The 23,302-nt window shown below is 67.3% G+C and carries 23 protein-coding genes and 1 pseudogene; 22 read left to right on the top strand and 2 right to left on the bottom strand.

Annotation, left to right across the window (positions count from 1 at the left end; translation table 11 throughout):
* Positions 1-16: 16 nt before the first annotated feature.
* The 17 genes from LOZ83_RS23250 (at position 17) to LOZ83_RS23170 (ending at position 14,984) form a co-directional block, all read left to right on the top strand.
* On the top strand, positions 17-1,177 hold the full coding sequence (locus LOZ83_RS23250) for a Zn-dependent alcohol dehydrogenase (RefSeq protein ID WP_236793418.1): 1,161 nt from the start codon (positions 17-19) through the stop codon (positions 1,175-1,177).
* Positions 1,178-1,296: 119 nt separating this feature from the next.
* The gene (locus tag LOZ83_RS23245) at positions 1,297-2,148 is read left to right on the top strand and encodes a dihydrodipicolinate synthase family protein (RefSeq protein ID WP_236793416.1); all 852 of its coding nucleotides are present in this window, start codon (positions 1,297-1,299) and stop codon (positions 2,146-2,148) included.
* Positions 2,149-2,150: 2 nt separating this feature from the next.
* Positions 2,151-3,374, top strand: a complete 1,224-nt coding sequence (locus tag LOZ83_RS23240; RefSeq protein WP_236793414.1) for a cytochrome P450 — start codon at positions 2,151-2,153, stop codon at positions 3,372-3,374.
* Entirely contained in the window at positions 3,371-3,838 is a 468-nt protein-coding gene (locus tag LOZ83_RS23235) for a VOC family protein (RefSeq protein WP_236793412.1), read from the top strand. Before LOZ83_RS23240 ends, LOZ83_RS23235 begins: the two co-directional genes overlap by 4 nt.
* A 12-nt stretch (positions 3,839-3,850) precedes the next feature.
* Entirely contained in the window at positions 3,851-4,951 is a 1,101-nt protein-coding gene (locus LOZ83_RS23230) for an amidohydrolase family protein (RefSeq protein ID WP_236793409.1), read from the top strand.
* Positions 4,944-5,366, top strand: coding sequence for a heme-binding protein (locus LOZ83_RS23225; RefSeq protein WP_236793405.1), 423 nt, complete (start codon positions 4,944-4,946; stop codon positions 5,364-5,366). The genes LOZ83_RS23230 and LOZ83_RS23225 overlap by 8 nt, the downstream gene beginning before the upstream one ends.
* Entirely contained in the window at positions 5,366-7,036 is a 1,671-nt protein-coding gene (locus LOZ83_RS23220; RefSeq protein ID WP_236793403.1) for a long-chain fatty acid--CoA ligase, read from the top strand. The genes LOZ83_RS23225 and LOZ83_RS23220 overlap by 1 nt, the downstream gene beginning before the upstream one ends.
* Before the next feature lie 76 nt (positions 7,037-7,112).
* Entirely contained in the window at positions 7,113-7,565 is a 453-nt protein-coding gene (locus LOZ83_RS23215) for a metal-sulfur cluster assembly factor (protein ID WP_236793401.1), read from the top strand.
* A 35-nt stretch (positions 7,566-7,600) separates the two neighbouring features.
* Positions 7,601-8,545 carry a dihydrodipicolinate synthase family protein gene (locus LOZ83_RS23210; protein ID WP_236793399.1) on the top strand — a complete coding sequence of 315 codons (945 nt, stop codon included), beginning with the start codon at positions 7,601-7,603 and terminating at the stop codon, positions 8,543-8,545.
* A gap of 19 nt (positions 8,546-8,564) precedes the next feature.
* Positions 8,565-10,022: a hypothetical protein gene (locus LOZ83_RS23205; RefSeq protein ID WP_236793397.1), complete on the top strand. Its 1,458-nt coding sequence runs from the start codon at positions 8,565-8,567 to the stop codon at positions 10,020-10,022.
* Positions 10,015-10,458 (top strand): nuclear transport factor 2 family protein, encoded by a 444-nt coding sequence (locus LOZ83_RS23200; RefSeq protein WP_236793395.1) that lies wholly within the window; start codon positions 10,015-10,017, stop codon positions 10,456-10,458. Before LOZ83_RS23205 ends, LOZ83_RS23200 begins: the two co-directional genes overlap by 8 nt.
* 31 nt (positions 10,459-10,489) lie before the next feature.
* Positions 10,490-10,897, top strand: a complete 408-nt coding sequence (locus tag LOZ83_RS23195) for an NIPSNAP family protein (RefSeq protein WP_236793393.1) — start codon at positions 10,490-10,492, stop codon at positions 10,895-10,897.
* A gap of 46 nt (positions 10,898-10,943) precedes the next feature.
* Entirely contained in the window at positions 10,944-11,741 is a 798-nt protein-coding gene (locus tag LOZ83_RS23190; RefSeq protein ID WP_236793392.1) for an ABC transporter ATP-binding protein, read from the top strand.
* Between the two features lie 7 nt (positions 11,742-11,748).
* Positions 11,749-12,738 (top strand): cyclase family protein, encoded by a 990-nt coding sequence (locus tag LOZ83_RS23185; RefSeq protein WP_236793390.1) that lies wholly within the window; start codon positions 11,749-11,751, stop codon positions 12,736-12,738.
* Between the two features lie 23 nt (positions 12,739-12,761).
* Positions 12,762-13,124 (top strand): DUF4286 family protein, encoded by a 363-nt coding sequence (locus tag LOZ83_RS23180; protein ID WP_236793388.1) that lies wholly within the window; start codon positions 12,762-12,764, stop codon positions 13,122-13,124.
* A complete protein-coding gene (locus LOZ83_RS23175; RefSeq protein ID WP_236793386.1) occupies positions 13,121-13,954 on the top strand; it encodes a mycofactocin-coupled SDR family oxidoreductase in 834 nt (277 codons plus the stop codon). The genes LOZ83_RS23180 and LOZ83_RS23175 overlap by 4 nt, the downstream gene beginning before the upstream one ends.
* 202 nt (positions 13,955-14,156) lie before the next feature.
* Positions 14,157-14,984, top strand: coding sequence for a phytanoyl-CoA dioxygenase family protein (locus LOZ83_RS23170; RefSeq protein WP_236793384.1), 828 nt, complete (start codon positions 14,157-14,159; stop codon positions 14,982-14,984).
* On the opposite strand, the gene LOZ83_RS23165 is transcribed toward LOZ83_RS23170, so the two are convergent.
* Entirely contained in the window at positions 14,879-15,172 is a 294-nt protein-coding gene (locus LOZ83_RS23165; protein ID WP_236793382.1) for a GIY-YIG nuclease family protein, read from the bottom strand. The two genes, LOZ83_RS23170 and LOZ83_RS23165, sit on opposite strands and share 106 nt — an antisense overlap.
* A gap of 430 nt (positions 15,173-15,602) precedes the next feature.
* Here LOZ83_RS23165 and LOZ83_RS23160 point away from each other — a divergent pair, with 430 nt between their 5' ends.
* Entirely contained in the window at positions 15,603-16,058 is a 456-nt protein-coding gene (locus LOZ83_RS23160) for a transposase family protein (protein ID WP_236793381.1), read from the top strand.
* Positions 16,059-17,405: 1,347 nt separating this feature from the next.
* Positions 17,406-17,869 (top strand): annotated as a pseudogene (locus LOZ83_RS23150) (dihydrofolate reductase family protein); the annotation flags it as partial.
* Positions 17,870-18,050: 181 nt separating this feature from the next.
* Here the strand turns inward: LOZ83_RS23150 and LOZ83_RS23145 are convergent.
* Complete coding sequence (locus LOZ83_RS23145) at positions 18,051-18,557, bottom strand: MarR family winged helix-turn-helix transcriptional regulator (RefSeq protein ID WP_236793379.1); 507 nt, start codon at positions 18,555-18,557, stop codon at positions 18,051-18,053.
* A 62-nt stretch (positions 18,558-18,619) separates the two neighbouring features.
* Between LOZ83_RS23145 and LOZ83_RS23140 the strand changes: the two genes are divergently transcribed.
* Genes LOZ83_RS23140 through LOZ83_RS23130 form a run of 3 tightly spaced genes read left to right on the top strand, consistent with a single transcriptional unit; the run spans position 18,620 to position 23,300 of the window.
* Complete coding sequence (locus tag LOZ83_RS23140) at positions 18,620-20,740, top strand: hydantoinase/oxoprolinase family protein (protein ID WP_236793377.1); 2,121 nt, start codon at positions 18,620-18,622, stop codon at positions 20,738-20,740.
* On the top strand, positions 20,740-21,555 hold the full coding sequence (locus LOZ83_RS23135) for an alpha/beta fold hydrolase (protein WP_236793375.1): 816 nt from the start codon (positions 20,740-20,742) through the stop codon (positions 21,553-21,555). The genes LOZ83_RS23140 and LOZ83_RS23135 overlap by 1 nt, the downstream gene beginning before the upstream one ends.
* Complete coding sequence (locus LOZ83_RS23130; RefSeq protein WP_236793371.1) at positions 21,555-23,300, top strand: hydantoinase B/oxoprolinase family protein; 1,746 nt, start codon at positions 21,555-21,557, stop codon at positions 23,298-23,300. Before LOZ83_RS23135 ends, LOZ83_RS23130 begins: the two co-directional genes overlap by 1 nt.
* Positions 23,301-23,302 lie beyond the last annotated feature (2 nt).

Raw genomic sequence — 23,302 nt, 5'->3', positions numbered from 1 at the left:
AGACGAGGTGAGCGCAGTGAAGACGCGCGCGGCAATCGCATATGAGACCAACCAGGAATGGAGCCTGGACAAACAGCTGTGGAAGGTCGAGGAGCTGGAATTGGCTCCACTCGGCCCGCAGGACGTCCTGGTGCGACTACCGGCCACCGGCGTATGCCACACCGACCTGCACATCATCACCGGGGAGCTGGCGCCGACCGGCTTCCCGATCATCGGTGGGCACGAGGGTGCCGGCGTGGTCGAGGAAGTCGGCCGCGAGGTCACCCACGTCGAGCCCGGCGATCACGTCATCCTCTCGATTGTCGCCAGCTGCGGGGCGTGCCGGTTCTGCCGTCGCGGCAAGGCCACCCTGTGCGTGCGTTCCATCGACGCACTGTCCGGCCTGCACCGGGACGGGCGGCCGCGTTACCGCACGGCGCAGGGACAGGATGTCGGCCAGTGGAGCCTGCTCGGGACGTTCAGCGAATACGTGGTCGCATCGGCCGAGGCCGCGATCAAGATCGATCCCGGCATCCCGCTGGACAACGCCTCGATCGTCGGCTGCGCGGTCACCACCGGCCTGGGCGCGGCCATCGACAAGGCGGGCGTCCGCTCCGGTGACACGGTGGCCGTGTGGGGTTGCGGTGGGGTGGGGCTCTCGGCCGTGCAGGGCGCCCTCATCGCCGGGGCCAGCGAGGTGGTGGCGATCGACACCAACGACCTCAAGCTGGCCAAGGCCAAGGAGCTGGGCGCGACGTTGACGCTCAATCCGCACCGTGACCGCACCCCCAACCCGTATCGCGACGAAACGGCCGAGAAGGTCATGGAATACACCGAGTGGGTGGGCGCGGACAGCACCATTCTGACGGTCGACTATGTCACGCCGGAACTCGTCGGAGCCGCGTTCGGGACGATCCGCAACGGCGGGATCCTCGTCGTGGTCGGTGTAAGCCACCCGAGCCACGACCATGTCAAGGTATCCCCGCTCGAGTTGGCGATGTCCGAAAAGGGCGTCGTCGGCAGCGTCTACGGCTCGGGCACACCCACCCTCGACCTGCCTCGCAATCTGCACTTCTACACCCGAGGGCAGTTGCACCTGGACGAGATGATCACCCGGACCTATCCGCTCGAACAGGTCAACAATGCCTTCGACGATCTGCTCAACGGCACCGTCGTGAAGACGCTGCTCACCTTCTGACCGGCCCGGCCGCGCGACGTTCGCCATGCCTGAACGGGCTTCGTCGATATCGAGGCGCGCAGCTCACACTGCGAGATGTCCCGCCCTATTCCACGCCGACCCCGGAATCGGAGAGGCAGATGACCTACCGCGGCCTGTATGTCGATCTCGCAGTGCCCCGAGATGACCGGGGCGACCCGTTCGAGCGGCGCTTCGTCGTGCACGCGCAGCAGATGCGTCGAGTGGTCGAGGTCGCCGGCGTGATCGTCAATGGTCCGCTGTCGACACACGAGTTGTTCGACGGCACTCAGCGGGAGCGCCTGGCGCGCCTCGCGGTCGAGACCGCGCCGGCGGGCTTCCCGGTGCTGAGCGGCGTCTTCGCTGAGGACGTCACGGATGCCGGGACCGGCGTGGAGTTCGCCGAGTCGATCGGTGCGTCCGGCGTTGTCCTGGTCACTTCGATGACCTTCGGGTTGCACAGCGCGCTGGACGCCGCCGGTTCGTGGTCGATACCGACCGTCGTCGTGGTTGCCGGCGGGCATCTCGACGACGAGACCGTGGCGCGGTTGGGCACCCGCGAGCTGGCTCCCTCCGTCGGTGCGCTTGCGGTCGCTGACACCACCCTCGCGCGCTACGGGCAGGTGCTTGCCGCGGCGGGATCGCGCGTCGACGTGCTTCCGTACAGCTGGTCGGGAGCCGGGGTGGCCGAGCGGCTCGCGCTCGGCGGTGCCGGGGCGATCGTCGCCGCGGCGAACCTGGCGCCTGCGGAATTCGGCCGACTGGTGGCCGCCGCGACGGCGGGCGACTGGGCCGCGGCCGGCGCTCTGCTGCCGTTGACGGTGCGGACGGCCGCCGTGGTCGGCGCCGAGGAGATGGTGCTGGGGCATCCCGCTCAGGCCGTCGATGCGGCGCTGCGAAGTGCCGGCAGCTTTCCCGGCTCGCGGGTGGACCGCCTGCCGGTATTCGCCGATGTCTCCTCCGGAAGGGAGTGATCATGCCCGAGAGCACACGGTCCCTCAGCGACGAGTCGTTCAGTGCGCTCGACCCGGCATTGAAGGGCGGCCGCTGGGTGGAGGTCTTCAACGATCTTCGCAATGCCCGCCCGGTAGCACACAGCAAGGCACACGAAGACGGGTTCTATGTGATCACCCGTTACGAGGATGTGCTGTACGCCCTGCGCCACCCCGAGCTGTACGCCAGCTGCCCGGTCACCATCCCCGCGTTCGGCAACCCGCGGCCGATGATTCCGATCGAGATCGATCCCCCTATGCACCGGGTTTACCGGGCGCCGCTGAACGGCTTTTTCGCCAGGAAGCGGCAGCGTGAACTCGAGCCGGAGTACCGCGCGGCCGCCGCGCGGCTGATCGACGCATTCGTCGGCCGTGGCCACGGCGACCTCAGCAGCGAATTCTGCTATCCGCTCCCGGTGTCCACGATCATGACGATGTTCGACATCCCGACGCGGGACCGGGCGCATCTTGTCGAGCTGATCAACGCACAGGTGCATCAGGTCGGTGCGATCGACAATCCCGATGAGGCGGCGCGCAGCGCCGCGGCGATCGCGCTGCAGATGTACGAGTACTTCGCCGGACTCATCCCGAGCCGGCGGGCCGGCACCGGAAACGATCTGCTCAGTGTGCTCGCCCATGCCGATATCGGCGGCAGCCCCTTGCACGACGATGAGATCGTCGACTATTCGCTGGTCGCGATCTCGGCCGGGTTCGAGACCACGGCCAACACGCTCGGCTACAGCCTGCTCTATCTCAGCGAGCACCCCGACACGCGACGGGCGTTGGCGGATGACCCCGAACTGGTGCCGTCGTTCGTCGAAGAGCTGCTTCGCTGGGAGACCCCGACGAAGGGGCTGGCACGCACCGTCGTGGCCGAGCACGAGATCGGCGGCACCATGCTGCGCCGCGGCGACCGCGTCCTGCTGCTCTACGCATCGGCCAACCGTGACCCCGGCGAATTCGATGACCCCGAGCACTTTGACATGAAGCGCAGGCCGAACCCTCATCTGAGCTTCGGGCAAGGTCCACATGTGTGCCTCGGCATGCACATGGCCCGCTCGGAGCTCAAGGCCGCACTGGGCGAGTTCCTCACCCGGATACCCGACTTCGAGATCGATCGCAGCGCACTCGTGGAGAACACCGGAACCACGTGGTCGCTGACCAGCCTGCCGGCGACCTGGCCGTTGCCGGCCACCGCCGCGTCATGACCGTTTCGCCCTTCATGCACATCGCCCTGCTTGTCGAGGACATCGATGAGGCGCGGGCCGCGTTCGAACGCCGGCTCGGGGTGCCCTTCACCGACCCGTTCACCGCGGAAGTGGCGGACCTGCACGACAGCGCGGGCGCCCGCGAGACCTCGGTGCGCGTCGCCTACTCGACCCTCGGCTCGCCCCACTACGAACTGCTCGAGGCGCAGGACACGGGCATCTTCAGCCGGGAAAACGGTCTCGGCTTCCACCACATAGGCATGTGGGAGCGTGACTGCGAGGCGCGGCGAGGCGAGCTCGTCCGCTCCGGCCTCCAAGTTGAGGCGACCTCGTACACCTCGGATGGCCAGATCATCGTGGCCTGGTTCAAGCCGTCGCCGCCGCTCGGGTTGCGGGTGGAGATTCTGGACGAAGCCCTGCGCCCCGAAATCGAAGCGCTCACCATGCCCAACAGTGCCGAGTAGAGGAGCCGCCGCATGTTGAATGGGATGATCGTGGCCGACGCCACGGCACACTGCTACAACTGGTCGGATCCGAATATGGCCTCAAGCGAGGCGCCGGCGATCCGCGACGCCGCATATGGCTTCCACCAACTGCTCACCGGTGATTCCGCGCTGGGCCTGACCGAGCAGGAGTTCACCCGCGACTGGCAGATCGACGAGGTGGCCGACACGCTGTTCTTCGAGGCGGGTGTCGATTTCATCGGATACCACGGGACCCCGATCCACGACTACTGGCACGACGGGCATTCGGCGACCGCCAAGGGGTACCAGCTCAAGGAACGATTCCCGGACCGATCGCTGGTCTACGCCGCCTTCAATCCCTTCGTGCTGGACAGCATCAACGAGATTCACGACACGGTGGACGCCGCCGCCGAGGCCGGCGCGGACGGTCTCAAGTTCTACGCCGCACGTTACGACGGAGGACGGACGTTCCCGCAGCGGCTCGACGACGAGAAGTACGCCTTCCCCGCGATCGAGCGAGCCCTCGAGCGTGGAATCCGCGTCATCGCGACCCACAAGGCGCTGCCGGTCGGTCCGGTCCACTACGAGCCGTACGGCGTGTCCGACTTACCGCTCGCGTGCGCAACCTTCCCGCAGATGAACTTCGAGGTCGTGCACGCCGGTATGGCCTTCGTCGAGGAGAGCGCCTTCCTGGCCGGGTCCCACCCGAACTGCTACTTCAACCTGGAGATCTCCTTCGCCACCATCCGCCCCGCGCGGCGGCGTTTCGCCGAGTTCCTGGGGGCGCTGCTCGCCGCGGGCGCCCAGGACCGCATCCTGTACGCCAGCGGCATCTCGATGGTGCATCCACGCATTGCGCTCGACTCGTTCACCGAATTCACCATGCCCCGCGACCTCGTCGAGGAATGCGGCGTTCCGGATCTCACTCCGGACATCCGGCGCGGGATTCTCGGGGAGAACTACCTGCGGATGCATCGCATAGACCCGGGAGGCTTCCGCAGCGCCATCGCTGACGATGCGATCTCCCGGCGGCAAGCGGCGGCCGGTGCCGCCGAACCGTGGTCACACCTACGCCGTTCCCTCGCCAGCACACCGGAGGACGCCCATGTCTAGCCCGTACTCGCCGTCGCTCTCGGCGTCGACCGCATCGGTGTTACTGTCGGCCGCCGAGAAGGCAGCGGCCGCACGGGGTATCGCGTGCTCAATCTCCATCGTCGACGGCAGCGGGCAGCTGTGCGCCTTCCTCCGCATGGACGGCGCGGCGCTGGCCGGTATCAAGCTTTCGCTCAGCAAGGCACGCTGCAGCGTCGCCGTGGGTGGACACAGCACCGCGGCGCTGGCCGGTCAGCTGGCCTCCGACCCGGCCCTCGTCGTCGGCCTGGCGGTCGGCGGGGGACTGACCCTGCTCCCCGGCGGAGAGCCGCTACACCGTGACGGTGTGCTGCTCGGCGCGATCGGCGTCAGCGGCGTGGCCGCGGACTCCGATGTCGCCATCGCCACCGACGCCCTCGTGGCGACCACCACGTGATGGCGGTGCGCACCGGAAAAGGGGCTCCGCTGTGCAGCACGATGATGGACCGCCCGCTGCTGATCTCGGCGCTGTTCACCCACGGCGCCCGGGTGCACGGGCGCAGCCGCGTTCACGCCTACGACGGCTCGGCACTACGCGAGATACGGTTCAGCGAGGTCGCCTCCCGCGTGGAACGGCTCGCCCGGGGCCTGCGCCGGCTCGGTGTCCGGGCGGGCGACCGGGTCGGCACACTGATGTGGAACACGCCAGAGCATCTTGAGCTCTACTTCGCGGTGCCGGGGTTGGGCGCGGTGCTGCATACCGCCAATCCCCGGGTGCTCGCAGACCACATCGCCTACGCCGTGCAGCTCACCGGCGATGAGGTCCTGTTCGTGCATCACAGCCTGGTCCCGATCGTCGTCTCGCTTGCCGACCGGCTCGAGCCGGTTCGCGCCCTCGTGCTGGTCGACGACGGCGTCGCGGTCTCGCCCTCCGATCGGCACCGGCTGCGGGACCGGTTCCCGCATACCCACACTTACGAGGAGATCCTCGCCGAACCCGGTCACTACGACTGGCCGGATCTCGACGAGCGCTCGGCCGCCGTGGTCTGCTTCACCAGCGGTACGACAGGGGAGCCCAAAGGTGTCGTGTACAGCCATCGTTCGAGCTGGCTGCACACGCTGGGGGTGAACAACAGTGGCGCTTTCACCATCGCCGAGCGGGACAGCTTCCTTGTGGTCGTGCCGATGTTCCACGTGAACGCGTGGGGGTATCCCTACGCGGCGTGGACAGCCGGTGCGGACATCGTCCTGCCGTCGCGCCATCTCGGCCCCGCCCAGCTCGCCACGATGATCGAGCAGGCTCGGGTAACCCTCTCCGCCGGCGTGCCGACGGTATGGCGATCCCTGCTGACGCACATCGAGGACCACCCGGAGATCGACCTGTCCTCGATCCGGCACCTCGTCGGCGGCGGGTCGGCGGTGCCGCGGGCGATGGTCGAGCGGTTCGCCGCGGTCGGCGTGGACTTGCTGCAGGGCTGGGGCATGACCGAGACCAGTCCCGTCTGCGCGGTCGCCGCGCCGCCCGCCGACGCCCGGGACCCGGGCGACCCGGGCTGGCGCACCAAGACCGGTCGGATCATGCCGGGTGTCGACGTGCGCATCGTGACCGACGATGCCCGGGTCGCGGAGTGGGACGGGGCGACGGTCGGCGAGATTCAGGTGCGTGGACCGTGGGTCACCGGCAGCTACCTGGCGCGCGAGGCACCCGAGAGGTTCGACGACGGCTGGCTGCGCACGGGGGATATCGGCCATGTCGACGACCGCGGGTTTCTGGTGATCACCGACCGGGCCAAGGATGTCATCAAGTCCGGCGGCGAGTGGATCTCATCAGTGGCGCTGGAGAACGAGATCATGTCGCATCCGGACGTCGCGGAGGCTTGTGTCGTCGCCGTCGAGGACGCGAAGTGGGGCGAACGCCCGCTGGCCGCCGTGGTGTGTCGCGCCGGAGCCGCCGTAGGGCCACAGGAACTGCGCGAATGGTTGGCGCCCCGGTTCCCCAGGTCGTGGCTGCCCGACCGGTGGGAGTTCGTGACCGCGCTGCCGAGGACGTCGGTGGGCAAATTCGACAAGAAGCTCCTGCGCGCGACCGTTGCAGGTCCGGGTCCCGGTTATGCGAACGAAGATTGACCGGGAGGCGCCCGCCCACGAGCGTGGGAAGGGTGACAGCGAAGCACGAGCAACGCGGTATCCAGGAAGGCCGACGATGAACTTCGACGAGTCAGCGGTGGTCGACCTCGCCGAGCGCGTGCGTGCGCAGGTCGGCCAGGTGGTCGATCCCTGCGGCCGCACCAACGGCACCGGGCTCACCCTTGGTGAACTCGGCATGGTCGATTCTGTCGACGTGGGGACAGACGGTGTGGCGACGGTGCGGCTCCTGCTCGACGACCCGGTCTGCCTGTACAGCGTGCCGATCCGGGCTGAGGTCGCCACCGCGGCGCGCTCGGTCGCCGGGGTAACCGAGGTCAGGATCGAGCACAGCACCGACCGGCTGTGGGACCCCGACCGGCTCAGTCCGGAGGCCGCGGCGAAGATCGAGGCCTGGCAGGCGGATCGGGCCAGCCGGTTCGCCGGCGTCAACCCGCGCGTGGCACTTGCCCTGCTGCCACTGTCCCGGCCTCGCCGGGCTGCTGGCGCGAATCCTGCTGACCGCCCATGAGCGTTCCCGCGCCCCGAGCGTTGACAGACCACGTCATGACCACGACGACGCCTTTCGATGACGAGCTGGCGGTCGATTTCGATGCCGCAGCGGCCAACGTCGACTACCTGCTCGCGCTGCCCGGCTGTGGCGGGCTTTATCTCGGCTCGGTCTACCAGGAGTTCTGGACGCTCACCATGGCGGAGCGGATCGAGCTGATGCGCGTCGTCGCCGACGCCGCCGCCGGCCGGGTGCCGTTGGTGGCCGGGGTGTCCTCCGCTTCGGTGCAGGACACGATCGAGCTCGTTGCCGTGGCCGAGTCCATCGGGATGGATTACCTGATGATCTGGCCGCCGATATTCGGTCCGCGCAACGACGAAGGTGTGCTCGACTTCTACCGGCAGGTGTTGCGCACCACACGGCTGCCGACCTTCGTCTACAGCACGCGCCTGCCAGAACTCGGTTACTTCCTCGACAACGTCGGCATCCAGATTCTCGCCGACGAGTTCGACCACCTGTACGGCGTGAAGGACGGTACCGGGGACCTTACCGAGTTTCTCGACCGGACCGACACATTTGGTGACCGCCTGCAGATCGGCACGCCGTTCGAGGAGTACTGGGCGCTCTCGCGCGCGGCCTACCCCACCAAGGCGGCCGACTTCATCCTCGGTTCATCGCGGGCCTGCTATATGCAGACGCGGACGAGTCCGTACCTGCACCAGATGACCACGTTCATCCGGTGCGACCGGCACGCCGAGGCCTTCGCGAGCCTGTCCCGCATTCGCGGACTGATCCGGCTCCAGGGCGAGAGCTTCGCGCGTGGCGTGCATCCGATCGCACTGATGAAGTATGCGATGAGCCTCACCGGTCACCGTGGTGTCGCGGTGCGCCCGCCCACGCCCGCGCTCTCTCCGGGCGACCAGCAGCGCGTGCAAACCCTGATGGCGCACGCCCGGCTATTGCCGCAGCTGCGTGCCACGTCTGTGACGACGGGGGTCTGATGTGCCCGCGGAGTTCACGTTGGAGGCACTTGACCGCCTTGCCACCCCCAGGTCGATCCTTGTCGAAAGGGCGGTTCGCGCGGGGAGCCGAAGGGAACTGGCGGAACTGGCCGGCGAAGTGCACGACGAAGCGAGCGCTGTATACGACGCCATGCAGGGCTACATCGGGTCGCTGCAGACGGACATCCTGGGTATGTGCGGGCGCGCGGCACACGACCGGGCGGTCACGATGGCCGCGGACAGAGCTATCCGGCCCGTGGTGCGCAGCCTCTCGCACTCGCCGGTGACCGAGCGAGTCGAGCAGCTATTGCGGATGCTGCGTGCGTCGGGGTCGCGGTTCACGGTGCACGAGGACGCGGACACGGTCACCGTTCGGGCGTCATCCTGGGGTCCCGCCCGGCAGTGCGCCCCGGCGGCACCGTCGAGGGAGTCCTCCCTCGACGAGAACTTCAACTATCCGTCGTACGGCCGATTCGGTCGTGACGGTTATGCACTGCTTGCCGAAGGCAGCCCCGTGACGGGCGGCTACACCGACCTGCCATGTGCGCTCGCGCTGGAGGTCATGCTGCTCGTCGTGCTGCCGCTGGAGGAGTGGGGCGAGCCGTGGGCCGTGCCGACGTTTCCGCCTGACTGGTCCGGCCCGACCGTGCTCACCGTCTACAAGACGGTGGCGGACGTGCCGGAATCGGTGTACGAGCGCGCGCAGGTGGCTCGGCCCGCGCAGGTGAGCCGGGTGCCCGTGGACGGGCCCGTGCTGGCCGGCGACGCGGACCTCGTGCCGGTGCGCCGAGCCGTCCTGTTGCGGCGCGCCGCGGAATCGGGTGATCTGTCCCTCGCGCGACTTGCGGCGCGCACCATGGACGCCGACCTGACGGCCTACGAGGGTGTGCTGACGGTGTTCGTCACGTCCTTGCTCACCTTCATCGCGCGCGTGCTCGGGGAGTCGGCGGTCGTGCCCGCCCTGGCGCGGCCGGTACAACTGGGCATGGCAGCGACCATTGAGCGCTGGGCCGGGATGAGCCCGCGGGAGCGGCTCGCGCTGCTGGCCACCTTCTGGCGGGCGCACGGATCGACCTTCTGGATCGACGAGTTCGACGACCATTTCCTCCTGCATGGCCGGCCGCTGGGTGCGTGCCATCGGTTGTGGTGGCCGCGTTACGACCCGCGGATCCGCCGCATCTCCGACAGTCGCATCCGCTACCCGACCTTCGGCGCATACGCCGGCCCGGCCGGGCTGCATCTGCTGCGGGAGCGGCGCGCCATTACCTGTGGACAGCGGGACTACCCGATCTACAGTGCCCGCTGTCACCTGGCCCACGAGATCATGCCGATCCGGCAGGGCGGCCACCCGCTGTGGGTCGAGCGGCACCCGATCGCCGACCCGAAGGCCGAGACCGTCCATCTTGTCATGAAGGACGACGCCCGGTGGCCGAACTGGGTGGTCGACCGGCTGAGCGAAAGGGCTTTGAATGGCTGACCTGACCGTGGAGCAGCGGATCACGCAACTGCAGGATCGTCTCGACCTGCAGGACCTGGTTCATCGCTACGCGCAGCTCAACGATTACTCCGAAACGCCCGAAGAGCTCATCAGCCTGTTCACCGACGATGCCGTGCTCGTCGGGGTCTTCCGGGAGCCCGCCACCGGTGCGGCGGCGGTGCGCAGCTACGCCGAGAGCATCATCGCGATGCGCGGGTCGGTGCCATACCGCCACCACGTAAGCAACATCCTCACCACCGTTGATGGTGACGAGGCGTTCATGACCGCGTTCTTCATCCTGGTCTACCGCCATGCCATTTACGAGGGCGCCGTCCAGCTCAGTCGCGTTCACTACGGCAACTTCGAGTTCCGCGCCCGTCGCGTGGGTGACCGATGGCTGATCAGCCGCCGAGTCGTGCGGTTGGATCCTTCCTGACTCGGGTTTGGAACCGAATTGAGGACGTGCGATGAACGCTGTGCAGTTTCGCCGGTACGTGATCAAGCCCGGCGCTATGGCGGATTTCCTCGAATGGTGGCGCCGGATCGTCCCGGTGCGCGAAGAGCACGACTTCTCGCTGCTGTTCGCGCTGCAGCTGCCTGCGGTGAACGAGTTCGTTTCGGCCTGGCGGTACTCGGGTCCGCTGAGCGAGCGCGAGCGGGCCTACTACGCCGATCCGCGCCGTCGCGCGCTGGCGGAGGAGTCGCATCGGTGGGCCGTCCGGTACGCGGCCGCGCACGGCGATCCATCGCCCATCGCCCAGACCGTCGAGGCCGGCTTCACGGACGGGGTGGAGGTGCGGGACGCCGTCGCGGTTCACCACTTCCGAACGCCGGTCGACGGTGAAGACCCCGGCGCGGTTCACTCACTGGCATGACGCTGTGGCACCACGCCACGGCACGCATCCAATGGCGGAGGCAACGGTGTTCGAACGCGGATCTCGAAAGACTGCGACGACGTCCGTTGCCGGCGCTGCGGCGATCGAGGTCCGGCACGTATGTGCGGGCTACGGCAAGGTCGGCGTCCTGCGCGATATCGACCTGATCGTGCGCACCGGAGAGGTTGTGGCGCTGCTCGGCGCGAACGGTGCCGGCAAGTCGACCCTGCTCCGCACCATCGCTGGACTGATCACCCCCGACGCCGGCCGAATCATGATCAACGGCTGCGACGCGCGACGGGACCGCCCGCACGCCCGGGTGCGTCATGGTCTCTGCCTGGTGCCGGAAGGCCGAGGTGTCTTCCGGTCGCTGACCGTACGGGACAACCTCCGCATGCAGACCCCGTCGACCGGAAATACGAAGGATGCGTTCGACCGGGCCATCGAGGCCTTTCCGCGGCTCGGGTCGCGGCTCGACCAGATCGCCGGCACCATGTCGGGCGGCGAACAGCAGATGCTGGCACTGGCTCGTGCCTGGGCGTGCACACCGAGCGTGGTGATGGTCGATGAGCTGTCGATGGGCCTGGCACCGCTGGTCGTGGACGAGCTGTTCGGGGCGTTGCGCATGCTCGCGTCCGCGAATGTCGCCCTGCTTGTCGTCGAGCAGTACGTCAACCGGGTCCTGCCGATCGCCGACCGCGTATACGTGATGGAGAAGGGCGAGATCGGCTTCCAGGGGACGCCCGCGGAGCTTGACGAGGCGGCACTGTTGCGGGGGTACCTCGGCACCGGCCCCGTGCCGGCCGACGACGCACCCGCACCCGAGGCCGAGCAGGTCGGGTAGTGGTCCGGTGAAGAACATCCCCAGCTACGCAGACCTGCTGCGGCGTCAGGACGCGCCGCCCGGGTCGTCCTGGCACGTCTACGGCGACAACGACCAGCTCGGCATGCTGAACAACGTGACCCCGGCGGCGGCCCGGCGCGCCGCGAGTCTCGTGCGGACCGGCGAGACGTTCGACCTCGACTATCCCGTCAACAGGTTCGTCCCGAGCCTGTCCGGCACTCGTGGGACAGCCGTCCACCACATCTTCGCGAACAACGCCCATCATCGTGACGATTGGCTCGACTCCTTTTTCCTGCAATCGTCGAGCCAGATCGACGGATTGCGGCATTTCCGCCATCCGGTGCACGGGTTCTACGGTGGTGTGGTCGACCAGGAGGTGGCAGAGGGCACGCCACACCTCGGCATCCAGGCGGCCAGCGAACGTGCCGTCGTCAGTCGTGCGGTTCTCGTCGACCTGCCGGCCTACTTTGCCGCGGCCGGCGTCGAGTACGACGTCGCCACCAACCACGCGGTGAGCGCGGACGACCTGGACAACGCGACGCGGCACCAGGAGGTCGCGGTCGAGCCCGGCGACATTCTGCTGCTCTACACGGGCTGGGCCGAGCACTACCTGAGCCTGTCCGAACAGGAACGCGAGCGCAGCCGCGGAACCTGCCCCGGGTTGATGCAGTCACACGCCGTGCTCGAGTGGTTGTGGGATCACCGAATCGGACTCATCGCAGCGGACAACATTTCCGTCGAAGCGTATCCGGTGCACCCTGACTCGGCGTTCTTTCTGCCCGAGGAGCAGCCGCCGGTCACCGGCGCCGACCATCGCGGGCTCATGCATCGGCCGCTGCTGGCCCTGCTCGGGCTGATGCTCGGCGAACTGTGGCGGCTAGAACCGCTGGCGAGGGCGTGCCGGGTGGACGGTGTGTACGAGTTGATGGTGTCGGTGAAGCCGCTGAACCTCGTTGGAGGTGTCGGGTCGCCCGCCAATGCCATCGCGGTGCGGTGAGACAACGCAGGAGGAGCCCCGAAATGCCCAAAGCGATCCTTGTGGTCATGGCCAACTCGCGACCCGGCAGTGAGGAGGAGTTCAACCGCTGGTACGACGAGGTCCACCTGGCAGATGTGCGCAAGATTCCCGGATTTGTCGCCGCTCGCCGTTTCATGGCGAGCCCGCATCAGTTGCCCGGCTCCGAGCCACCGGGCTACCGGTATCTCACGCTCTGGGAGATCGAGGCCGACGACCTCGCCGAGCCGCTCGCTGCCATGGCCGACGCCGTGGGCACGCCGGACATGCCGATTTCGGACGCGATGGTGCTGGTGGGCCAGGGCGCAGCCCGCACCGTGCTGTTCGAGCCCGTCGCTCAGCCATCTGCGCAGGTGGGTGAGCGATGACCAGGCGCTTCGAAGGCAAAACCGTGCTCATCACCGGAGCCGCGCGTGGGCAGGGGCGCAGTCACGCCATCCGCGTCGCGGAGGAGGGCGGCAACGTCATCGCCGTCGACGCCTGCGCACAAGTCGCCACGGTCGCATACCCGATGTCCTCGCGCGCGGACCTGGCGCAGACGGTGGAACTGGTTCAGCGGGCGGGCGGCAAGATCGCGGCGGCCGAGGCCGATGTGCGCGATTTCGACGGGCTGTGCTGCGCTGTCGAAGACGCGGTGGCCGACTTCGGTGGCCTGCACGGCGTGGTGGCCAATGCGGGCATCTGCTCGCACAGTCCGCTCGCGGAACTCGGTGAGCAGGCATGGCAGGACGTGCTCGACATCAACCTGACCGGTGTCTGGCATACCTGCAAGGCCGCGATCCCGCATCTGCGGCGGAGCGGGGCGGGCGGCTCCATCGTGATGACGAATTCCACGGTGGGACTGCGGGGGGTGGCGAACGTGGGCCACTACGTGGCGGCAAAACACGGACTCATCGGCCTGATGCGCACGTTCGCACTCGAGCTCGCGCCGGAGTCCATCCGGGTGAACTCGGTCAATCCGACCACGGTGAACACCGAAATGATCAACAACGAGAGCACGTTCCGGCTGTTCCGGCCCGATCTGGCCACGCCCACCCTGGACGACGCGAGGGATCGGTTCGCCTCGGCCAATGCGTTGCCTGTCCCGTGGGTGGAGTCGTCCGATGTCAGCGACGCCGTGCTGTTTCTGCTGTCGGAACAAGCGCGGTTCATCACCGGGACCGCGCTGCCGGTGGACGCCGGTGCCACGATCGCGTAGGCGGGTGCCGCACGGACCTGCCGGGGCCCCGACCCGGCCACGGGCGGCCATCGACGCCTCTACCGGGGAGTTCAGGATGTCGGGACGGTACTCGCCTCAGCTCGCGCGATCGCGCGATGCTGTATTCAACAGCAGCGGGGGCAAGGGGCCGGGGGCGAACACCCCTGCTGCCGCATTGAACGAGACAGGACAGGAGCGGCAGATGACGGTGATCGCCCTCCCCGTGCGGGAGCAGCTGGACAAACTGCGGGACGAATACCTCGACCGGGGCTGGGTGAAGGTCGAGAATCTGTTGGACGCCGAGACGGTCGCGGCGGTCCGCGACGAGCTATTCCTTCTCGCCCGCAAGGACCAGGAGCGGCAGGAGGCCGAGAACCATCGCGCAACCCGCGTGCAGGACTCGCAACGTTTCGAGCACGTGGTTCACATGGTCGCCAATCCGAGCCGCTGCTCCGAAATCTGCCGCAAGCTCGTCACCTCGCCGCAGCTCGCGCAGTTCGTCGGTGAGATCGCTGGTTTCGCGGCCCGCGGCGTCCAACTTTACCGCGACACCGCCATGATCAAGCCGCCGTCCGCGGACGGCGGCCTCCCGACGGGGTATCACCAGGACCTGCCATACCTGCCACTCGACCGGAAGTTCGCCTGCACACTCTGGCTCGCCCTGGTCGATCTGCCTGCGACGGCGGGAACATTGCGATTCCTCGACGGCTCACAAAACTGGGGCCCGCTCGGCCGCTACGATGGCCTGGACAACGACTGGATGGCAGAGCACCCGGAGCAACACGAGCAGCTCTCCGCGCCCAACTCGCTCAATGCCGGCGACGCCACGATTCACTCCGGGCTCACCGTGCACGGCACGGACAAGAACGAGAGTAACCAGCTCCGAGTGGCCTACCCCATCACCTACATGAGCGCCGATACCCGCTACACCGGTGCCCCGTCCTCCGTCACGGACAACCTGGGGCTGGTCATGGACCAGCCGTTTCGCCATGAATTCTTCCCGGTAGTGGTCCCGGCCAGCGGACGGTGACGCCGCGGGTCACTATCACGATGAGCCTCCGGTTCTCGAACGTAGTCGAGGAGGTTGTCAGTTAGGCCCATTTCGCCGAGGATGGTCAGCAGCTTGGCGGGGGAAGCGTAGAAGAACTCGTGTCGGTGATTGACCCTGTTGACACGGCGGTCGTTGAGACGCCGGTGGAGCCGGGTTTCCAGGCTCACCGCATCAGTGTCGAAGATCGTTGCATGGACGTCGAACTTGAAAGGAACCGATGCGTCTCCTCGTCGTCGCGCCTGTTAGTTCGTCGGGTGTTGATCATGCTGCCGGTGGTGGGGCGTGGCGGTCGTGAGGGCCGATCCGTTCGAGCAGCCGGTTGAGGTCGTCGCGGGTGAACCTCCAGTCGAAGGGGATTGCGGTGGTGTTTGTACCAGTGCTGGAAGGACAGGAGCCGTCCGGCGACCTGGTCGAGGTCCTCGAAGTCGTCTGGCGTCGGGCTGATGCGCGCTGACCGACACGAGGTTTCAGTGTCCACTATGGAGCGCGCGATGCGGCCGCGGAACCTGCTGCAGCCGGTGAGTATCAGCGCGAGCGGCGTGAGCTCGCCAGGCACGGAAGGCAGCGTTCGCCGATCGGCCGACCGGCCCGAATTAGGTGTGGCAGGTCGATTTCTCCGAGTTCGAGACCACCACCGGCGGAGTCTGGCGGATCGCCGGCTGCGCGGACTACTACGCGAAGTACGAGCTCGGCTGGCATCTGTCCACCACCTGCAACGTGCTCGACGCTGAACTAGCCGTACGGATCGCGATCACCGAGGCTGAACGCCTCGCCGGCGGGACTGCGCTGTCCGAGCCGCTCACCGACCCCACGACCGGCAAAATCCGCCGGATCAAGCTCGTCACAGACAACGGCGGGGCATTCACAGGGGCCCGGTTCGCCGCGTTCATCGCGTCCCGGCCCGAGCTGCTGCACATCCGCACTCGCCGACGGCCAGGCTCTCGCGGTCGAGGCCGAGCACTACCGGCACGTGTTCGACATCATCCGCCGAGATCCACCATCAAGATCAACAGACACAACATCCAAACGACGAAAACTGAGCCAAAAACTTGACGCGGGACAGGCCCTCGACTCGCATCTCAGAGAGAGTGACCGGTCAGTTTGAGTCGGACGGCGGTGATAGCGCTGGGAAGCACGGGTGGGGAGCAGGCATGTGCGCTGAACGGTCCTCAAGTGCGCCTGACGACTCTGAACGGACCCGCGCCGACCTGCGGAAGTGGCATTTCCGCAGGTCGGCACCCTAGGTCGTCCTTGGTTCACACCGAAGAGGTCACTGGTTCGATTCCCATCATCGGAGTGGGTGGGGTTCTCCGGTGAGGACCGCCAGTGCGGCAACGATTTCGTGGAGGCTGGCCCGGACGAGGTGGTTGTGGTTCCGGTGTCTCCGCCGGAGTCGGTATGTCCGGCGTAGGCGCGCGCGACGGCGTACCCGAAGTTGCGCTCCACCCAGGTCAATGTGGTGTGTCGCAGCCAGTGGGTGGATATCTGCTGGGTGGCGACCCACGGCAGATGTTTGCCGAGACGTGTCCAGAGGTGGTCGTAGCGGCGGGTGGTGATCGCTCGGCCGTCTGCGTAGCGGAGCAGCTGGCGGTCACGTGGCGCGGCTCGCTCGTCGGCGTGGTGGACCAGGCGCGCCATGAGCGTCGGTGATACCGGCTGCCACCGGACGGTTTGGCCTTTTTCGCACAGGAAGATCAAGGATTGGTCGGGGTCAGCGCGATCGTGGCCGGTGCGCTGATGTTCGGCTTCGGTTCGGTGCCCTCGACGGCCGCCGGCCTCGTCTGCAAGCGTTGCTGGGGTTGTGCGCGGGCGCGGACTACGCGGCGGGGCTGACCCTGATCTCCCAATGGTTCAGGCCGCGTCAGCGCGGGCTGGCAGCACTCGTACCACGTTTGCGGTGCCATCACGGTCGTCGTCGGCCTACTGTGCCTCGTTCCTGCGGGGACGGCGGGACACGGCCGAAGCGCCCGCCCGGGCCGTGCCGGACGTCCGGCCGTTGCTGAGGAACCGCAACGTGCTCCTGCTTGCCCCTGGGTGGGTTCGGCGGGTTTTGGGGCCTGTACTGGTTCGTCGCCGGGATCAAACCCGTGGTCGGCTTCGTTGTGGACCGGCTCGGCAAGGGCACCAGGATCCCGATGGGAATGTCCCTGCTGTTCTTCGCCGTGATGCTCCTGCTGTTCGGCTCGATGACCCCCCTGACACGGTTCCTTTGCGTGGCAACGTTTCTCGGCATCGGCGCCGAAGTGCTCACCGGCTCGACGGCCGGGGCGCTGAATGCGGTGTGGCAAGTCGGCAGCGTCCTCGTGCCCGCCATGATCGGCCCGGTCTTCTCCGCCACTGGCTCGTTCTTCGGCGCGCTCGCCGCCGGCCCGCTCATCGGTGGCCTCGCGATGTTCGCCCATCCGCGAGGACAAGGAAGCCGCGTCGTCCTCCGCGCCCGGCGACGACCTCGGCTGGAGTGTGCCGAGCGACGAACTGTTCCAGTAGTGATCCGACCGGGTGGGGGCGACCGACCTGGCGCTGTACGGGCGCAAACTGTGGGAGACGATGAGTTCCCACTGGCCGACCGCCGACCAGCAGCCGGGTGCCACACCGGCGGAGATCGAGTTCGCCCGCCGCTGGCGGGACATGCCGAAGGCGCTGTTCTCCTCGACGACCAGCACGGCCGGCTGGAACACCCGCCTGGTCACCGGCGACGCGGTCACCGAGATCACCCGGCTCAAGGCCGAGGACGGCGGCCCGATAGATATCGGCGGCGCCACACTCGCCGCAGTGGCCATGCGGAACAGGCAGATCGACGGTACGCGATCGTCACCCATCCGGTCCCGGTAGGTGGCGGTACGCCGTTCGTTGCGACCCTGGACGGATCGGCCGGGGCTTCGGGCCGCCGGAGGATCTCGTGGTGCTGTGTTTCAAGGCGATCGTGATACCCGTCCCGGATCACAGACCATCGACATCACGATTCGGCGTGACAAAGGTGATTCGGGCCTACGAACAGCGGCAATCCGACCGGTTTCCAGCCGCGCGTCCATGCGTCTCTGCGGCTCACTGGTCGTTCGGTGCGTCGGCGACGAGGCGATTGAGCAAGGTGATCGCCTCGCTGAGCTGGCGTCGTTCGCCGGCGTCGAGTCGTTCAGCGATGGCGTGGTCCAGCCAGCTGCGTCGGAACTGCCGGCCGTCCGCCACGTGTTGACGTCCCGCGTCCGTCAGATGCACGTTGGTCCGCCGTCGATCGGTGTCGTCACGGGTGCGAACCACCAACCCGGCTGACACGAGCTGGTCGACGATGTGGGCGAGCGACTGTGGGCGGATGCCCTCGGCGCGTGCCAATTCGGCGCTGCTCGCCGGGCCGTCTCGGTCCAGTCGTCCCAGCACGGATTCCTGGGTGAGGTTCAAGTTGGCGACGCCGCGCGACTCGGCTCTCAGATGTCGAACGATCAGTCCGATGATCAGTCGCAACTCGGCGCCGAGATCGTCGTCCGGGATGTGATGTGCGGTTCGAGCGGATCCCATGTGGATGGACGATAACGAACCCATCGGTGTCTTCGTCATCGGCAGGGGGCCGGGCCGGGCAGCCGTAACGTTCAGGTAAACTGCGCAGATTATCTGATGAAATGAGCTATCGTGTGGCCGTCGCCAACCCCACCCGAATGGAGATGTCACGCATGGAATCCTCTGCTCGTCGGCATCGACCGTACGCCCTCGGCGTCGACGTGGGAGGCACGTTCACCGACGTAGCGCTCCTCGATCAGGAGTCGGGTTCCTGGTGGATACACAAGGTGCCCACCGAGCCGGCCAGTATCGAGTCCGGGATCGTTCGCGGGATCGCCGAAATCATCGAGCTCCCCGGCATCCGGGCGCAAGACGCGGCAGTGATTCGCCACGGGACCACGATCGCCACCAACGCGATCCTGGAATCAGGTGGAGCGAAAACCTGCCTGATCACGAGTACCGGCTTCGGCCACGTTCTCGAGATCGGACGTCACGACATGCCTCGCGACGCGAATGTCTACTCGTGGGTCAAGCCGACCAGGCCCGTGAGACCCCGTGACGTCATCGAGGTGCCGGAGCGAACCTTCGTCGGCGGCGATAGGCAACCGCCGACCACGGAGGCCATCGCCGCCATGCTGTCGGCGATCGAGTCACGTCAGCCCGAGAGCGTCGCGATCTGCCTGATCAATTCCTACCTCTCGCCGGCAAACGAGCTTCTGCTCAAAGAGGCGATCGGCCGCGCTCGCCCCGACCTGCCGGTCTCGTGCTCTCACGAGATCGTCGCCCTCTACGGAGAGTACGAGCGAGCAATGGCGACCGTACTGAACGCCTATGTCAAACCGCTCGTACAGGGGTACTTGGGCAAATTGGAGGCAAGGCTCGGTGAAGCCGGATTCGAATGCCCCATCACCTACATGCAGTCCAATGGGGGCGTCATCGCTCGGGCGGCTGCTGAGACGCAGGCCCTGCGGATGGCGCTCTCCGGTCCGGCCGCTGCGGTCAGTGGCGCCTCGGATGCGGCCCGCGCCACCGGCTGGGACAACACGATCTCGATCGATATCGGCGGGACGAGCGCCGACATCGCGGTAGCGACCGGCGGATCGGTGGCCACGACCACCGAAGCCAGCATCGGCGCCTGGCCCGTCGGTGTTCCTATCTTGGACATCACGACAATCGGCGCCGGGGGAGGATCCATCGCCTCGGTCAGCCTCACCGGGAGCCTGACCGTCGGCCCTCAAAGCGCCGGAGCCGTTCCCGGCCCGGCGTGCTACGGGCGTGGCGGAGTCCGGCCGACGGTGACCGACGCCCAGGTCGTCCTCGGACGGATTCCCGCCTCTGTCGCCGGTGGGCGGCTATCACTGGACCGAGATGCCGCAACCGAGGCGATCGAGCACCACGTCGCGCGTCCCCTGGGCGTGGACGTCATCGAGGCCGCCGAAGCGATCATCCAGATCGTCAACCTGAACATGTCCACCGCGATGAGGTCCGTTTCGGTCGAGCGCGGCCTCGATCCACGGGACTACGCCATCATCGCCGGCGGCGGCGGTGGTGCCCTGCACGCGGCTGAACTGGCCGAGAGCCTGGGGATGTCCCGGGTGCTGGTGCCGCCTTCGCCCGGCGTCCTGGCTGCGGTAGGGCTGCTCGCAGCGCCGGCCAAGAGCGACTTCAGCGAGACGATGCTGATGCGTTCGCACGACTGGGACCACGCCGCGGTGTGTACGGCGGTCGATCGCGCGCGCGACAAGGCGCTGGCACGCCGGGGTGACCAGGCGGGGCTGGCCGCCGGTGGTCCCGAAGACGTCGTCTCGCTTCACATGCGCTACGTCGGCCAAGGCCACGAGCTCGCCGTCCAACTCGCGGGAGCAATGGTGCCCAGCACCCCTCCGGCCGCCATCTTCGAGCAGTTTCACGAAGTCCATCGCCAAATCAACGGGTTCAGCGTTCCGGACGCGCCAGTCGAGCTGGTCGCTGTGCATTACTCGGCCGTCGACCCGAGTCAGGTGACTCGGCCTCGTCGCCTGGTGCGAACCGCGGCAGGTGTCGCCGCACCACAGACACAAGTCGTTTCCGGCGGGGTCGCCCGCAGTTTCGCGGTGTTCGACCGCAAGGACCTCGCCCCCGGCTGGTCGTATTCGAGCCCGGCACTGGTGCTTCAGGAGGACTGCACCGTCTACGTGCCGCCGGACTGGTCGTGCCAGGTCGATTCCGCCGACAACCTCATCATCGAGAAGGACAACATCTGATGCCCTACGCGACTATCGACGACTTCGACTTGTATTACGAAGTCATCGGCTCCGGCCCGCCCGTCCTGTGCTCGACCGGCTGGGGCACGGGCACCGGTCACCGGGTCGCCATGTATCCGGAGGAGCTCAGCGAGCACTTCAGCCTCGTGGTCTACGACCACCGCGGCATCGGCAGGTCGCGCGGCGGTCTGTCCGTCGAGCCGTCGACCGAACGCTACGCGGACGATCTGGTCAAGCTGGCCGATCACCTGGGAATCGCCGACGCCGTCGTCTTCGGCCGAGGCGGCCTGGGTGGCTGCATCGCCCAAATCTTCGCCGCGAAGAACCCCGAGCGGACGAAGGCGGCGGTCTTCAGCCAGGCCTGGCACTACGCGGACCCGTGGATGGACCACAGCTTCGCGTTCGCGATGGAGCTTCGAGAGCGTTCCTTCGCGCAGTACCAGCTCAACGCCGCCCTGCTCTCACACCGGCCGGACTACTTCAACACCCACGTGGACGAGCTCACAGGCGACAGGGGCGGCTGGACCGATATCCGCGACAACAAGGAGGGCCATCTGGCGCTCATCTCGGCGTCACGGACTCACGACACACGTGACCTGCTGCCGAGCATCACGGCCCCCAGCCTGGTCGTCCAGTCGACGGTGCACGACCTTGTGACGGGTCGGGATCTCGGCGTCCAGCAGCACGACCGGCTCCCCAATGCCGAGCTCGTGCTGCTGGAGGAGTCACCTCACGCGATCCGCACGCATGAGCAGTCGTGGAACACGTACCGCGCCGCGCTACGCGACTTTCTCCACAAGGTAGGAGGCCGCTGATGACCGAACTGGCAATCGCGGACTTCGAGCTGTTCAAGGGGCGCGTGGCCGGGGCGCGACGTGAGGTCGAACTGGTCATCGAGCGCACCGCACGCTCTCCCATCATCCGCGAGAAGAAGGACTACTTCGTCGCCTTCTTCACCGCCGCGGGCGAGCTGATCACCGGAACCAACATGCCGCTCGGCGCGACCGCGGTGAATGTGATACTCGAACAGTTTCCACTGTCCGATATGCGCGACGGCGACGTCTTCGCCTACAACGATCCCTATTCCTCACACGGCGGCATCTCGCATTCGCCCGATTTCGTGATGATCGCGCCGGTGCTGATCGACGAGGAAGTCGTCGCGTTCTCGCAGGTGTTCGGTCACCTGTGGGACATCGGCGGAGGATTCGTCGGCTCCAGCTCGCCCGCGGCACGCGACGTCTACCAAGAAGGAACCCGGATCCCTCCGCTCAAGTTGGCGCGGGCCGGCGTCGCTCAGGAGGACATCCTGCGCATCATGGCGACCAACAGCCGCTTCCCGGACTACCTTCGAGGCGATCTGCAGGCGCTGTTGTCGGGCTGTCAGCTGGGTGCACGCCGGGTCCGGGAGCTCTTCGAGGCCTTCGGTGTGGCGCGAAGCCGCTCGGCGATCGATCGTTCCTTCGCCCAAGGCGAGGAACTGATGCGGCAGGCAGTCGGTGGCATCCCCGAGGGCGAGTACGAGTTCGTCCAGTGGATCGACGCACCGGCGGACGATATGGACCCCGTCCACGTGACGCTGTCGCTCAGGCGATCCGGCGACAGCCTGGTCCTTGACGCTACGAAGACCGACGACCAGTCGATCTATCCGATCAACTTCATTGCCACGCCCACGGTGTTCGCGATGAACCTGGCGATGTTCTACTCGCGGCTGGACGGCTCGGTGGGGATCAACGGCGGCACGATGCGCGCCTTCAGCGACGTGATGTTGCGCGAGGGTAGCCTGCTGGCGCCGAGGAGTCCTGCCCCGCTGGGGCAGCGGGGAATACTGACGATCGGTGCGACCAACGCGCTGCTCGGCGCGCTGGCACAGGCCACCAACCAGTCCTCTCCCGCGGCGACCCCGCCGTACGTGGTCTACGACATCAGCGGCGTTGATGCGAAGTCCGGCTCGACGGTCCGCTTCGTCGACGGTCTGGGGACCGGATGGGGCGCCCGGTCGGACGCGGACGGCTACGACTGCATCTACTACGTCTCCCAGAAGAACATTCCCGTCGAGTTCATCGAGAAGACCGCACCGATCGAGGTGCTGCAGTATCGCCTGCGCATCGACTCCGGCGGAGCGGGACGCCACCGGGGCGGGTTGGGCGTGACGCGCACGGTCCGGGTCCTGGCCGACGGTCTGCAACTGACCAGCCGAGTGGGAGGCGTGCAACATCCGGCGTGGGGCGTGGACGGCGGCCGATCCGGCGAAGGCGGAAGCGTCGTCGTCAACGCCGGGACGCCCGAAGAAGTACGGCTCCATCCGCTGTGCCAGGGCTATCAGCTGCGCAAGGGCGACATCGTCTCGGTCTCGACGAGTGGCGGTGGTGGTCACGGCGATCCGCTGGACCGTCCGATCGAGCGGGTCGTCGACGACGTGCTGGACGGATTCGTCTCCGTCGAGGTGGCCACCAGCGTCTATGGCGTGGACGTCGACGTAGTCAACCAACGGGGTGCCGCGACCGCGGCAAGAAGGCTCGGGGGCAGATCAGGTCTGGTGACGACACAAGGAGGAGTTTGACC

It is taken from the genome of Amycolatopsis sp. GM8 (genome assembly GCF_021653975.1).
Lineage (GTDB): Bacteria > Actinomycetota > Actinomycetes > Mycobacteriales > Pseudonocardiaceae > Amycolatopsis_E.
The sequence above is the reverse complement of the archived record's forward strand: the minus strand, read 5'-3'. Positions and strand labels throughout refer to the sequence as shown.